The following is a 13,701-nucleotide window of genomic DNA, read 5'->3' as shown; positions in this document are numbered from 1 at the left end:
CGCATGAGTACCGTCGGTGGCATGGAGACTGTCATCGACATCGCCGGACTCGTGAAACGGTTCGGCCGGACGACCGCACTCGATGGCCTTGACCTGCGGGTCCCGCGTGGCGAGGTGCACGGGTTCCTGGGCCCCAACGGATCGGGCAAGTCGACCACGATCCGGGTCCTGCTGGGCTTGCTGCGTGCCGACGCCGGCACCGTCACGCTCTTCGGGCAGGATCCGTGGCGCGACGCCGCGGCACTGCACCGCCGACTGGCGTACGTTCCGGGCGACGTCAACCTCTGGCCCGGCCTCTCCGGTGGCGAGGTCATCGACCTGCTCGGTCGGCTCCGCGGGGGGCTCAACGAGAAGCGCCGCGCCATGCTCGTCGATCGATTCGAGCTGGACCCGACCAAGAAGTCGCGGACGTACTCCAAGGGCAACCGGCAGAAGGTCGCCCTCGTCGCGGCCCTGGCATCCGACGTCGACCTGCTGATCCTCGACGAGCCGACCTCGGGTCTCGACCCCTTGATGGAGGCGGCGTTCACCGACTGCGTCGAGGAGTTCAAGGACGACGGCCGGTCGGTGCTGCTCTCGAGCCACATCCTCGCCGAGGTCGAGCGGTTGTGCGACAAGGTCAGCATCATTCGCGCCGGTCGCACGGTCGAGTCCGGGACGCTGGCCGACCTGCGCCACCTCACCCGCACCTCGGTCAACGCCGAGCTCGCCGAGACGCCGTCGGGCCTTGACCGGCTGACCGGCGTTCACGGCCTGGTGGTCGATGGCAACCGGGCGGCGTTCGAGGTCGACACGCTGCAGCTCGGCGCGGCCCTGGAGGCGCTCGGCCGGTTCGGCGTGCGGACGCTCACGAGCCAGCCGCCGACGTTGGAGGAGCTGTTCCTGCGCCACTACGGCGAGGAGGTCCCGTCGTGACGGCGTTCGCCGGGACGCTGGCGTTGCTGCGGTTCCACCTCCGCCGGGACCGACTCATGATGCTCTGGTGGATCCTGGGAAACGTCTCGATCTACTACTCGCAGGCGGTCAGCGTGGACGGCCTCTACCCGTCGCAGGCCGAGCTCTCCAAGGCCGCCGCCAGCATGGAGGGCAATGCCGCGTTCATCGCGATGGCCGGCCCCGCGCGGGCCCTCGACACGATCGGCGGACAGGTTGCGTGGCAGTCTGCGGCGTTCGGTGCAGTCATCGCCGGGCTCATGAGCATGTTCCTCATCGGTCGGCACACCCGTGCCGAGGAGGAGAGCGGCCGCGACGAGCTCGTGCGGGCTGCCGCGATCGGTCGCCACGCCCCGATGGCGGCTGCCGCGCTGGTCGCGTTCATCGCGAACGTGCTGCTGGTCCTGCTGCTCGCGGGCAGCCTGGTGTCGTACGACCTGCCGGTGGAGGGATCGATCGTCGTCGCGCTCGCCGCGGGGCTGGCTGGCCTGGTCTTCGCCGGGGTCGCGCTGGTCGCGGTCCAGCTCGCGGCGAGCACCCGCGGCGCGTACGGCATCACCGGTGCGGCCATTGGCATCGCCTACGCGCTGCGTGCGATCGGCGATCTGGGCAATGGTGCGCTGTCGTGGCTCTCGCCGATCGGCTGGGGTCAGTACATGCGGGCCTACGCGGGTGAGACGTGGTGGCCGGCGCTGCTGTCGCTCGGCGCGATCGGCGTACTGGGTGTCGTCGCCGTCCAGCTGTTCGACCACCGCGACATCGGCAGCGGAGTGCTGCAGGCTCGTCCGGGGCCATCGCGTGGCGAGCTTGGCTCGACGTTCGCGCTCGCCTGGCGGCTGCAGCGCGGGAGCGTCGTGGGCTGGACCGCCGGGCTGGCGCTGATGGGCGTTGCGTACGGGTCGATCGGCGACAGCGTGGGTGACCTCGTCGGCGACTCGCAGTTCGCGGCGGACATGTTTGCTCAGGGTGGGGGATCGCTGGTCGACTCGTTCTACGCCACGACGGCCTTGATGCTGGGGCTTGTTGGCGCTGGATTCGCGATCTCGTCGGTGCTGCGGCTGCGGGGCGAGGAAGCGGCGTACTTCGCCGAGCTGCTGCTCGCCACCGCGGTCTCGCGACGAAGCTGGGCGCTGTCGCAGCTGGCCGTCACGGTCCTGGGGACGGTGATCGTCCTGCTGGCCGCCGGACTGGGTCTGGGGCTGGGCTTCGGAATCGTGGCGGGCGACTCCGGGGCAGTGCTCCGGCTGACCGGAGCGACGGTGCAGTACGTCGTGCCGGTGCTGCTGCTGGCGGGGGTCGCGTGGCTCGCGTACGGCACCCGCACCAGGTGGGGATCGGTCGGTTGGTTCTTCCTGGGCCTCTGCGTCGTCGTGATGCTGTTCGGCGCCGCGCTCCGGCTCCCGGGCTGGGTGCAGAATGTCTCACCGTTTCACCACCTCGCGCTGCTGCCCGCGGAGGACCTGCGACCCATGCCGCTGCTGGTGGTCGCGATGCTGGCGGGGCTCGCCGGGATCGGCGGCATGGTGGCGTTGGAGCGCCGCGACATCGGCTAGAAGATAGAACAGGCGTTCGAACTGGCGTACGCTCTACCCATGGAGGACTTCTTCCAGGGCTCCCTGCTCGATGCGGGACGACCGACGGAGCTCAACGCGCTGACGGTCCGTCGCACCGTGCTCAGCCGCGGCGCCTGGGTCGATGTCATGCCGGGTTGGGTTGCCGGCTCCGACGAGTTGTTCCTGCGTCTGCAGGCGGAGGTGCCGTGGCGGGCCGAGAATCGTGAGATGTACGACCGCATGGTCGACGTGCCGAGGCTGCTGTGCCACTACGACAGCGGAGCGGAGCTGCCCGCCCCCTTGCTGCGCGACGCGCGTGAACAGCTGGGTGACCACTACGAGACCGAGCTCGGCGAGCGGTTCGCGACCGCGGGGCTCTGCTACTACCGCGACGGCCGGGACAGCGTCGCGTGGCACGGTGACCGGATCGGCCGCGGACGGTCGGCCGACACGATGGTCGCCATCGTCTCGTTGGGCGCCGCCCGTCGGCTCTCACTGCGTCCGCGTGACGGCGGCGAGCAGATCGGCTTCTCGCTCGGGCACGGCGATCTCGTGGTGATGGGCGGCTCGTGCCAGCGCACGTGGGACCACGCGATCCTCAAGACCGCGAAGCCCGTCGGACCCCGCATCAGCGTCCAGTTCCGTCCCCGCAATGTCCTCTAGCCCTCCCGGGGGCGGTGACTTGCTCGGCTATCGCCTCTGTGAGCGGTGGATGTGTCGGCTATCCGGCGCGGGAAAGGCGACCCACCTACCTCTCCACAGCGGGCCGGGGCCGCGAGCGTTTCCACAGCGTTGCAGTTCAGCGTCGCGGCGCCCGGACGGGGGACGTCAGGTGGTACGTATGCCACCGCATCCCTTCGTGCCGGAGACCCTTCGGCGTCGACCGTTCCACCAGTCCGAGGCCATCTCGTTCGGTGTCACCCCCGACATGCTCAACGGCCCGATTTGGACGCGGGTGCTCCCGCGGGTCTGGGCACATCGCGATCACGAGATGAGCGACCTCGACTGGATCACCGCCTCGTCCTTGGCGATGTCTCCACGGGCGCAGCTCAGCCACCTCTCTCGTATCCAGGCGCTGGGACTGGACGTCGGCGCGGTCCGGCCGGTCAGGTTCACCGTCAGTGGGGATCTGCATATCCACATGCCGGGAGTCTTCCTCCACCGGACTGAGGTGCTGCCACCACTTGACGCGATCGGGGTGACACCTGCGGCAGCGTTCATCCAGTACTGCGCCACGGCCCGCCTCATCGATGCGATCAAGGTCGGCGACTGGCTGCTGCACCACCGGCACATGACCACGATCGAGGTCGGCGAGGTGGCGCGCGCACAGCAGTGGCGTCCGGGTGCACGCCAGTCGCGGCGTGTTCTACCGCTGCTCGACGGAGGGTCGCGATCGCTCAAGGAGTCCGAGGTGCGCTCGTGCGTCGTCGCGGCGGGGCTGCCACGGCCGGAGACCAACATCGAGGTCGTGGTCGACGGTGAGCTCCTGGGGATTGTCGACCTGTTGATCCGTTGCGTGATGCTGGCGCTGGAGTACGAGGGCCGACAGCACGCTGAGAGCATCGCGCAGTTCAACCGGGACATCCACCGATATGCGGCGTTCCGGCGCCACACGATCGACTACCTCCAGGTGACGAGTGAGATGCTCGGCAGGCCGAAAGTCATGATCATGCGGATCCACACCAGGATGCTGGAGCTCGGCTACGTCGGGCCGGCGCCCGTCTTCGGCGACCGGTGGGACGAGTTGTTCCTCCCGATTCGCGCGGGGCGGTGGCCCAGTCGCCCATCCGAAGCCGGATGGGCGACTGACTCACCGCTGCCGAGGGGATAGGCGACTAACCCACCGCCCAGGGTTACTTCTTGGTGCGGTTGGCGCGGTTGCGCACGGTCGCGTCGAGGATGATCTTGCGGATCCGGACGTTGGCCGGGGTGACCTCGACGCACTCGTCCTCGCGGCAGAACTCCAGCGACTGCTCGAGCGACAGCTTGCGCGGCGGCACGAGCTTCTCGAACTCGTCGGCGTTCGAGCGGACGTTGGTCTGCTTCTTCTCACGGACGATGTTGATGTCCATGTCGTCGGCGCGCGAGTTCTCGCCGACGATCATGCCCTCATAGACCTCGGTGGCCGGCTCGATGAACAGCGTGCCGCGCTCCTGGATGTTGGTCATGGCGTACGACGTCGCGGCACCCGAGCGGTCCGAGACGAGCGAGCCTGAGGGGCGGGTCGAGATGTCGCCGGCCCACGGCTCGTACTTCTCGAACGTCTGGTGCGCGATGCCGGTGCCGCGGGTGTCGGTGAGGAACTCGGTACGGAAACCGATCAGGCCACGTGCCGGGACGATGAACTCCATGCGGACCCAGCCGGTGCCGTGGTTGATCATCTGCTCCATGCGACCGCGGCGGACCGCCAGCAGCTGCGTGATCGCGCCGAGGTACTCCTCGGGTGCGTCGATCGTCAGGCGTTCCATCGGCTCGTGGATCTTGCCGTTGACCTCGCGGGTGACGACCTGCGGCTTCCCGACAGTCAGCTCATATCCCTCGCGACGCATCTGCTCGACGAGGATGGCCAGCGCGAGCTCGCCGCGGCCCTGGACCTCCCAAGCGTCAGGACGCTCGGTCTCGAGCACCTTGAGCGAGACGTTACCGATGAGCTCGCGGTCGAGCCGGTCCTTGACCAGGCGGGCCGTGACCTTGGTGCCCTTCTCGCGTCCGGCGAGCGGCGACGTGTTGGTGCCGATCGTCATCGAGATCGCCGGCTGGTCGACCGTGATGAGCGGCAGCGCGATCGGGTTGTCGGGGTCGGCCAGGGTCTCACCGATCGTGATGTCAGGGATGCCCGCGATCGCGACGATGTCGCCGGGACCTGCGCTCTCGCCGGGCACGCGCTCGAGCTCCTTGGTGACGAGAAGCTCGGTGATCTTGACCTTCTCGACCGTGCCGTCGTGCTTCATCCAGGCGACCTGCGCGCCCTTCTTGAGGGTGCCCTGGAAGACGCGGACGAGGGCGAGGCGACCGAGGAACGGCGAGGCGTCCAGGTTGGTCACGTGCGCCTGCAGCGGTGCGCCCTCGGTGTACTCGGGCGCCGGCACGGCATCCATGATCGTCTGGAACAGCGGAATGAGGTTGTCGCTGTCAGGCATGCCACCGTCTTCGGGCTGCGTCAGCGACGCGCGCCCGGCGCGTGCGGAGGCGTAGACGACGGGGAAGTCGAGGGCGTCCTCGCTGGCACCGTCCTCGAGCAGGTCCAGGAACAGCTCGTACGTCTCGTCGACGACCTCGGCGATGCGCGAGTCGGGACGGTCGACCTTGTTGACGACCAGCACGACCGGCATGTGTGCGGCAAGGGCCTTGCGCAGCACGAAGCGGGTCTGCGGGAGGGGGCCCTCTGAGGCATCGACCAGCAGGATGACCGCGTCGACCATCGAGAGGCCGCGCTCGACCTCGCCACCGAAGTCGGCGTGGCCGGGGGTGTCGATGATGTTGATCGTGACGCCACCCTCGGGGGCGCCGGGGCCGCTGTAGCGAACGGCGGTGTTCTTCGCGAGGATCGTGATGCCCTTCTCGCGCTCCAGATCGCCGGAGTCCATGGCGCGCTCGGCGAGCTGATGGTGCTCGTCGTAGTGGCCCTGCTGCTGGAGCATGGCGTCGACCAGCGTGGTCTTGCCGTGGTCGACGTGGGCGACGATTGCGACGTTGCGCAAGTCGGAACGTAGGGGCATGCGAAAACTGTCCTCAGCGTGGGGGATGCTCAGTGAACCCGGAGCCTGCCCATTCTACGTGGAGCGGGCCTGAGAGACGAATCGCGGCACACTCGCGGCCATTGCTCGTTCACAAATATCTCACTTGCACAAAGGTTGCGTGATAGTTAGGATCTTTCGGTGGCAACCTCACCCGACGACCTCTACGCGGCTCTCGACGACTTCATCATGCGCCTGATGAACCTTGCCGAGTCCGACGGCATGGACGCACTGGTCGAGCTCGACCTGTCGTTCTCGCAGGCCCGCACGCTGTTCCTGCTGGCCAAGAACGGGGGGCCGATGCCGATCCACACGATTGCCACGGCCCTGGGTCTGTCGGACGCCGCGACGGGGCGCAATGTCGAACAGCTGCTCAAGCTCGACGTCGTCGAGCGACGGGAGAGCCCGGACGACCGCCGGGTCAAGCTCGCGTCCCTCACTCACGCGGGAGAAAAGCTCAGCCTGCAACACATCGACTCCAAGCGGGAGTCGATCAAGGAATTCGCGGCAAACCTGCCCGAGGACCAGCGCGACAACCTGCATCGCGCGCTCAGTGACATCCTCGCCGGCGACACCCTGCGCCGGCGCACCCAACAGGAGAACTGCCTATGACCACCCCGGCTCCACACGAAGAACTACCGGATCAGATCGACGCCGCTGTCCTCAAGGTGGCCGGTGTCGTCGTCCTGGGCGCCATCATGTCGATCCTGGACATCACGGTCGTCAACGTTGCACTGCCGACCTTTCAGCGTGTCTTCTCCGACGGCAACGGCGAGCTCCAGTACTCGCTCGTCGCCTGGACCGTGACGGCATACACCTTGGCGCTGGCCACCGTCATCCCGATGACCGGTTGGGCCGCCGACCGGTTCGGTACCAAGCGCCTCTACATCACCGCGATCACTCTGTTCACGCTCGGTTCCGCACTCTGCGCGATGGCGACCGACATCAACATGCTGATCGTGTTCCGGGTCCTGCAGGGCCTCGGTGGCGGCATGCTGATGCCGCTGGGCATGACGATCATGACGCGCGCCGCGGGCCCGCAGCGCATGGGACGCGTCATGGCGATCCTCGGCATCCCGATGATGCTCGGCCCAATCGCCGGACCGATCATCGGCGGCGTCCTGATCGACCAGGCCTCGTGGCACTGGATCTTCCTGATCAACCTGCCCCTGGGCATTGCGGCGATCATCTACTCGTGGATGGTCCTCCCGAAGGATGCGCCGGTGCCCTCGGAGTCCTTCGACTTCTTCGGCATGGCTCTCCTGTCACCGGGTCTCGCTGCGTTCCTGTTCGGCATCTCCTCCCTCCCGGGTGAGGGCGGCGATTTCGGCGCTCCCAAGGTGTGGGTCAGCGTCGTGGCCGGTGTCCTGCTGATCATCGCCTTCGTGTTCCATGCCTTCCGCCCGGAGCACCCGCTGCTGGATCTGCGGCTGTTCAAGGATCGCAACCTGACGTTCTCCATCGTCACGATGTTCTTGTTCGGCGCGGCCTTCTTCGGTGGGCTGCTGCTCGTGCCGACCTACTTCCAGCAGATCCGTGGTGAGTCCACGACGGCCGCGGGCTGGCTCATGGTCGCGCAGGGTGTCGGAGCGATCGTCACGATGCCGATCGCCGGCTCGCTGGTCGACAAGATCCCGGTCGGGCGGATCATCCCGGTCGGCCTGACGCTCATCGTCATCGGCATGTTCCCGCTGACCCAGATCGATGCCAGCACCTCGTACTGGATCCTCATCCCGGCACTGTTCGTGATGGGCCTGGGCATGGGGGCGACGATGATGCCGCTGTTCACCTCGGCGCTCAAGACGCTCAACAACCATCAGGTGGCGCGGGGGTCGACCCTGCTCAACATCTCGCAGCAGATCGCCAGCTCGGTCGGAGTCGCGGTGATGTCGGTGATCCTGACCAACCACCTCAACGACGGAGAGTTCGCCAACGCGGCGATCGGCTCGGTCCGGGATTCGTCGATCCTCGACAAGGTCGGGGCGAGCAACATCGCGCAGGGCTTCGATCAGGCCGCCAGTGCGTTCGGCTCGACCTTCTGGGTCGCCTGGGCTCTCGTGGTCCTGACGCTCATACCGGCGGCGTTCCTGCCTCGCCGGAAGCAGCCCAACCACCTCGAGGACGACACGACGGTGCCGCCGGCCATGATGCACTGACCGGCGCAACGACGAAGGGGCCCCACCGGTTGTCCGGTGGGGCCCCTTCGTGTGTGTGGATCAGCTCGAGTCGGACTGCTCCTCGAGCGCACGGTCGATGCGCTCGTCGACCGGACCACCGAAGTGGTCGTCGAAGTTGTCCACGAAGTGATCCTTCACCGTGTCACCCACCTCGATCGCCATCTCGCGCTCACGAGCGCGACGGCCAAGGCGCAGGATCTCGGTGCGCTCGGCCTTGAGCGCACGATAGGTCGCGAAACACATCGCGATCATGATGACGCTGAAGGGGACCGCGGTCAGGATCGCCCCGGTCTGCAGGGCAGCCAGACCGCCTGCCAGCATCAGCGCGATGGCGACGAGGCCCTCGATGACGGCCCACAGGATGCGGCTCCACGTCGGCGGCTGGGGGTCTCCGCCGGAGGCGAGCATGTCGACCACGAGCGATCCGCTGTCGGACGACGTCACGAAGAAGATCGTGACGAGGATGATCGCGAGTCCGGAGAGGATCGCACCGCCGGGCAGGCTACCGAGCAGGTCGAACAGCACGTTCTCGCTGGTGATGCCACCGTCGGAGTTGGTGAGGTCACCGACCTCCATCTGCCGCAGGATCGCGGCGCCACCGAGGACGCTGAACCACAGGGCCGAGACCAAGGTGGGCACGAGGAGGACGCCCGCGACGAACTCCCGGATCGTACGGCCCTTTGAGATGCGGGCGATGAAGATGCCGACGAACGGCGCCCAAGACATCCACCAGCCCCAGTAGAACGTCGTCCACCAGCCCTGCCACTGAATGCCATCGTCACCAGCGAATGCGCTCGTGTTGAAGCTCAGCGGGACGATGTCGGCGGCGTAGCCTCCGAGGTTCTGCACGAAGCTGCGCAGCAGGAACAGGGTCGGACCGAGGATCAGCACGAGCAGGAGCAGTCCTGCCGCGAGGCCAAGGTTGATGTTGGACAGCCACTTGATGCCGCGGCCGAGGCCGCTGACGACGGAGATGACTGCGAGGCTCGTGATCGCGACGATCAGCAGGACGCGGATCGTGTCCGTACCCTCATCGATCAGGCCGAGGTGGACGAAGCCAGCCGTGATCTGCTGGACACCGAGTCCGAGCGAGGTCGCGACTCCCGCGACGGTGCCGACGATCGCGACGACGTCGATCGCGTCGCCGAGCCGGCCCTTGACCCGGTCACCCAGGAGCGGCTCCAGCGTCCAGCGCATCGAGACCGAGCGTCCCTTGCGGTGGATCGCGTACGCCATCGACAGTCCGACGACGACGTAGATGGCCCATGCGTGCAGGCCCCAGTGCAGGAAGACCTGCGACATCGCCTTCTGAGCGAGCTCGGCCTCGGTGCCGGTCACGCCCGGCTTGGGGTCGGTGAAGAACGTCAGTGGCTCGGCAGCACCCCAGAACACCAGGCCGATGCCCATGCCTGCCGCGAACAGCATCGCGAACCAGGCCTTGAGGCTGAACTCGGGTTCGTCATCGTCCTTGCCGAGCTTGATGTCACCGAATCGACCGATGCCCATCCAGAGGGCGAAGACGACAAATCCGGTGACAGTCAGGGTGTAGTACCAGCCGATGTCGCCGATGACGCTGCTCTGGGCGGATCCCAGGGCGTCTCCGGTCGCGTCGGGGAACAGGATGCTGATCAGGACGACGAGCCCCAGAATGATGAGAGCGGGGAAGAACACTCCGGGCGCAATCTGAGAGCGCCACGGGATCCTTTCCTGATTGTCACGCTTAATGCTTGACATAGGTGTGACCTCAATGTAGGGGGGGGGTGGGTCCTCCACATTTCCCGAATGAGGACGATAGGTCAAATCGCGAGCGGCCTTTCAGCCGCTTCTGTGCACCTTGTGCTGGGCCGCCTGAGCGATCGGCTTGAGCACCAGGAGGTCGACGTTGACGTGCTGTGGTCGGGTTGCGACCCACACGATTGCGTCAGCGATGTCCTCGGCGACGAGCGGCTCGCGGACACCGGCGTAGATCGAGGCCGCCTTGTCCTCGTCGCCCCCGAATCGGTTGAGCGAGAACTCGTCGGTGCGCACCATGCCCGGCGCGATCTCGGTCACACGCACCGGCTGACCGTTGAGCTCCAGGCGCAGCGTCTCGGTCATGACTGCGACGCCATGCTTGGCCGCCGTGTAGCCGCCGCCGCCCTCGTACGCGATGCGGCCGGCCGTCGAGCCGAGGTTGACCAGGGTCCCGGCGCCGCTCGCGACGAGGGCGGGCAGCAGCGCACGGGTCACCAGCAACGTGCCGATGACATTGACCTCGTACATGCGACGCCAGTCGTCGGGATTGCTGGTGGCCACCTGGTCGGTGCCGATCGCGCCGCCAGCATTGTTGAGCAGGAGGTTGAGCGTCGGTCCGACGGCCTCGGCGAGAGCGGCAACCTGGGCCTCGTCCGTGACGTCACAGGTGACTGCCGTGCCGCCGATCTCCGTGGCCAGGGCCTCGATGCGCTCGGTGCGGCGTGCGACGCAGAAGACGTGATAGCCGGCCTGGGCGAGGGCGCGGGCGGTCGCAGCGCCGATGCCGCTGCTTGCTCCGGTGACGACAGCATTGATCATGCGGTCATCGTGCCAGACAGGCGTGAGGATGCAGGCTGGGAGCCGGGTGAGACGATGGATCCGAAAGGCGGGCTGATCCATGCTCAAGCGAATCGCGATGCTTTCGGCGCACACGTCACCGCTGGAGCAGCCGGGTGATGGCGATGCCGGCGGCATGAACGTCTACGTGCTCGAGCTGTCTAGACAGCTCGCGTCCCGTGGGATCGAGGTCGAGATCTTCACCCGCGCGACGTCGCGACACCAGCCGCAGGTCGTCGACGTGTCGCCAGGCATCCGGGTCCATCACGTCGCTGCCGGACCGTTCGAGGGCCTGGAGAAGAATGACCTGCCGTCCCAGCTGTGCTCGTTCGTGCGGGACGTGCTGCGGGTCGAGGTGGAGCGCGAGCCGGGGCATTTCGATCTGGTGCACTCGCACTACTGGCTCTCCGGCCAGGTCGGCACCGTCGCGCGCGAGCGCTGGAACGTGCCGCTGGTCCACACCATGCACACCATGGCCAAGGTCAAGAATGCCCTGCTTGCCGAGGGTGATGCGGCGGAGCCGATCGGCCGCATCTATGGCGAGGAGGAGATCGTCCGACTCGCCGACCGGCTGATCGCCAACACCGTGGAAGAGCGCCGCGAGCTGATCGAGATGTACGACGCGGAGCCGTCCCGGGTCGCAGTTGTGCACCCGGGCGTGGACCTGGAGGTCTTTCGAGTCAGGAGCCAGTCCGAAGCGCGGGCCGGCCTCGGGATCCCCGCTGATGCGGCGCTGCTGCTGTTCGCCGGTCGGATCCAGCCGCTCAAGGCCCCCGACATCGTGCTGCGGGCCGCCGCGGTTCTGCTCGAGCTCGATCCGTCGTTGCGCGATCGTCTCGTCGTGGCGATCGTCGGCGGAGCATCCGGCGCGGGGCTCGAGCAGCCCACCTCACTGGTCGACCTGAGCAACGCGCTCGGCATCCGTGACATCGTGCGATTCGTCCCCACTGTGGATCAGCGCGGACTTGCGGATTGGTACGCCGCCTCCACCGTGGTGTGTGTCCCGTCCTACAACGAGTCCTTCGGCCTCGTCGCCCTGGAAGCCCAGGCCTGCGGGTCGCCAGTCGTGGCGGCACGAGTCGGGGGGTTGCCGACCGCGGTGTCCGACGGAGTCACTGGGGTGCTGGTCGACGGGCACGACCCGGCCGACTATGCCTCAGCGCTGCACCCCGTGCTGACCGATCCCGAGCTGCGTGAGGCGATGAGCCAGAAGGCCGTCCGCCACGCCGAGGGCTTTGGCTGGGACGTGACCGCCGACCGCACTCTGCAGGTCTACGAGGAAGCCATCGAATCGCACCGCATCGAGCAGGAGGACCAGTCATGACCGACGTGCGTGCCACGATCATCGACGCCCTCAAGGCGGCTGAGCTGGAGTACACCGAGCACCGCCCCGGCTCGTTCGAGGTCACTCTGCCGGGTGAGCGCAAGCTCCAGACGTCGTGCCGCCTAGAGATCGGCAAGCACGCCCTGGGTGTCCACGCGTTCGTGTGCCGCAATCCGGACGAGAACCACCAGGTCGTCTACCGGTGGCTGCTGGAGCGCAACCTCAAGATGTTCGGAGTCGCGTTCGCGGTCGATTCCGCGGGGGACATCTACCTTGACGGTCGGCTCGCTCTGCACGCCGTGACCGGTGCCGAGATCGACCGGGTACTGGGCGCCGTGCTGACGTACGCCGACGAGTCCTTCAACACGATCCTCGAGCTGGGGTTCGCGTCGTCGATCCGCAAGGAGTGGGAGTGGCGTGAATCCCGCGGCGAGTCGACCCGCAACCTCGACGCATTCAAGCACCTCCGCCCGCAGGGCTGATCGGCCCACGCTCAGCTTTTGCCGCGGGAGGCGATCTCGACCAGGTCCCGAGCGGGGGAGCGGAGACGCTCGGATCCGAGCCAGACCGCCCGTAGCGTGCGGCTCAGGTCGACCGACACCGCGACGTCGACGAGCGAGCCCGACGAGATCGCCTGTCGAGCCGCGATCTCGGACACGATGCCTGGCCCGACACCGTTGGCGGCGGCGCCGAGGATCGCGGCCGTCGAGCCTGCCTGCATCGCGATGAGCGGCTGGGCGCCGACGGCGCGATCGAAGGTCTCGCGGGTGCCGCTCCCGGGCTCCCGCACCACGAGGGCCGAGGCCGCGAGCTCCTCCGGGCCGATCGGGTCGTCCCGGCCGGCCCACGGGTGGCCGTGCGGGACGACGACGGCGAGCCGGTCGTGGCCGACGACACGCGAGTGCAGGTCGCTGTCCAACGCGGGGCTCTCGATGAAGCCGATCCGGACACGACTCGAGCGCACCTGAGCCATGACGTCGGTGCTGTTGACGACCACGAGGCCGGCGTGGACCTCGGGCTGCAGCCGCCGGAGGTCGGCCAGCCAGCGCGGCATCAGGTACTCGGCGATCGTCAGGCTCGCGGCGACCTTGAGGTCACCACGCCGCCGAGTCCCGAGAGCCGCGAGGCCCGCCTCCAGGTGATCCGCCTCGGTGATGACCCGCTCGGCCCAGGCGCACACGGCCCGGCCGTCGTCGGTGAGGACAGAGCCGCGTGGGGAACGGGTGACCAGGCTCAGGCTGTGCCGGGCCTCGACGGCACGCAGTCGGGCGCTGGCGGCAGGCTGACTGATGCCAAGCGCGCGCGCAGCCGCGCCGAGGCTGCCGTGCTGCTGGACCAGCACGATCAGCCGCAGCGATTCGAGATCCATGCTCATAACGATACGTTATGAGCTGCCCCGTGTGCGG

Annotated in this window: 12 protein-coding genes; 8 read left to right on the top strand and 4 right to left on the bottom strand. The window is 67.6% G+C overall.

The window, feature by feature from the left end; genetic code table 11:
• Positions 1–21: 21 nt before the first annotated feature.
• The 4 genes from C6I20_RS13255 to C6I20_RS13240 all read left to right on the top strand — a co-directional run bounded on the left by C6I20_RS13255 (position 22) and on the right by C6I20_RS13240 (position 4,317).
• The gene (locus tag C6I20_RS13255) at positions 22–915 is read left to right on the top strand and encodes an ABC transporter ATP-binding protein (protein ID WP_118396602.1); all 894 of its coding nucleotides are present in this window, start codon (positions 22–24) and stop codon (positions 913–915) included.
• Positions 912–2,486, top strand: coding sequence for an ABC transporter permease (locus C6I20_RS13250; protein WP_118396600.1), 1,575 nt, complete (start codon positions 912–914; stop codon positions 2,484–2,486). The genes C6I20_RS13255 and C6I20_RS13250 overlap by 4 nt, the downstream gene beginning before the upstream one ends.
• A gap of 39 nt (positions 2,487–2,525) precedes the next feature.
• Complete coding sequence (locus C6I20_RS13245; protein ID WP_118396598.1) at positions 2,526–3,149, top strand: alpha-ketoglutarate-dependent dioxygenase AlkB; 624 nt, start codon at positions 2,526–2,528, stop codon at positions 3,147–3,149.
• Positions 3,150–3,327: 178 nt separating this feature from the next.
• On the top strand, positions 3,328–4,317 hold the full coding sequence (locus tag C6I20_RS13240) for a hypothetical protein (protein ID WP_118396596.1): 990 nt from the start codon (positions 3,328–3,330) through the stop codon (positions 4,315–4,317).
• A 22-nt stretch (positions 4,318–4,339) separates the two neighbouring features.
• On the opposite strand, the gene typA is transcribed toward C6I20_RS13240, so the two are convergent.
• The gene (gene typA / locus C6I20_RS13235) at positions 4,340–6,205 is read right to left on the bottom strand and encodes a translational GTPase TypA (protein ID WP_118396594.1); all 1,866 of its coding nucleotides are present in this window, start codon (positions 6,203–6,205) and stop codon (positions 4,340–4,342) included.
• Positions 6,206–6,364: 159 nt separating this feature from the next.
• Here typA and C6I20_RS13230 point away from each other — a divergent pair, with 159 nt between their 5' ends.
• Positions 6,365–6,835: a MarR family winged helix-turn-helix transcriptional regulator gene (locus tag C6I20_RS13230; RefSeq protein ID WP_216822890.1), complete on the top strand. Its 471-nt coding sequence runs from the start codon at positions 6,365–6,367 to the stop codon at positions 6,833–6,835.
• Positions 6,832–8,379 carry a DHA2 family efflux MFS transporter permease subunit gene (locus C6I20_RS13225; protein WP_118396592.1) on the top strand — a complete coding sequence of 516 codons (1,548 nt, stop codon included), beginning with the start codon at positions 6,832–6,834 and terminating at the stop codon, positions 8,377–8,379. Before C6I20_RS13230 ends, C6I20_RS13225 begins: the two co-directional genes overlap by 4 nt.
• A gap of 60 nt (positions 8,380–8,439) precedes the next feature.
• Here C6I20_RS13225 and C6I20_RS13220 read toward each other — a convergent pair whose 3' ends face one another.
• The gene (locus tag C6I20_RS13220) at positions 8,440–10,134 is read right to left on the bottom strand and encodes a BCCT family transporter (RefSeq protein WP_118396590.1); all 1,695 of its coding nucleotides are present in this window, start codon (positions 10,132–10,134) and stop codon (positions 8,440–8,442) included.
• Between the two features lie 81 nt (positions 10,135–10,215).
• Positions 10,216–10,953, bottom strand: a complete 738-nt coding sequence (locus C6I20_RS13215; protein WP_118398922.1) for an SDR family NAD(P)-dependent oxidoreductase — start codon at positions 10,951–10,953, stop codon at positions 10,216–10,218.
• Positions 10,954–11,032: 79 nt separating this feature from the next.
• Here C6I20_RS13215 and mshA point away from each other — a divergent pair, with 79 nt between their 5' ends.
• Complete coding sequence (gene mshA, locus C6I20_RS13210; RefSeq protein WP_118396588.1) at positions 11,033–12,295, top strand: D-inositol-3-phosphate glycosyltransferase; 1,263 nt, start codon at positions 11,033–11,035, stop codon at positions 12,293–12,295.
• Positions 12,292–12,777 carry a YbjN domain-containing protein gene (locus C6I20_RS13205; protein ID WP_118396586.1) on the top strand — a complete coding sequence of 162 codons (486 nt, stop codon included), beginning with the start codon at positions 12,292–12,294 and terminating at the stop codon, positions 12,775–12,777. Before mshA ends, C6I20_RS13205 begins: the two co-directional genes overlap by 4 nt.
• An 11-nt stretch (positions 12,778–12,788) precedes the next feature.
• On the opposite strand, the gene C6I20_RS13200 is transcribed toward C6I20_RS13205, so the two are convergent.
• Positions 12,789–13,664 carry a LysR family transcriptional regulator gene (locus C6I20_RS13200; RefSeq protein WP_216822889.1) on the bottom strand — a complete coding sequence of 292 codons (876 nt, stop codon included), beginning with the start codon at positions 13,662–13,664 and terminating at the stop codon, positions 12,789–12,791.
• Positions 13,665–13,701: the final 37 nt, after the last annotated feature.

The sequence above is a fragment of the Aeromicrobium sp. A1-2 genome (genome assembly GCF_003443875.1).
In the GTDB taxonomy this organism is placed as follows: Bacteria; Actinomycetota; Actinomycetes; order Propionibacteriales; family Nocardioidaceae; genus Aeromicrobium.
Note: the sequence above shows the minus strand (reverse complement) of the source record. Positions and strands in the feature narration are given on the sequence as shown.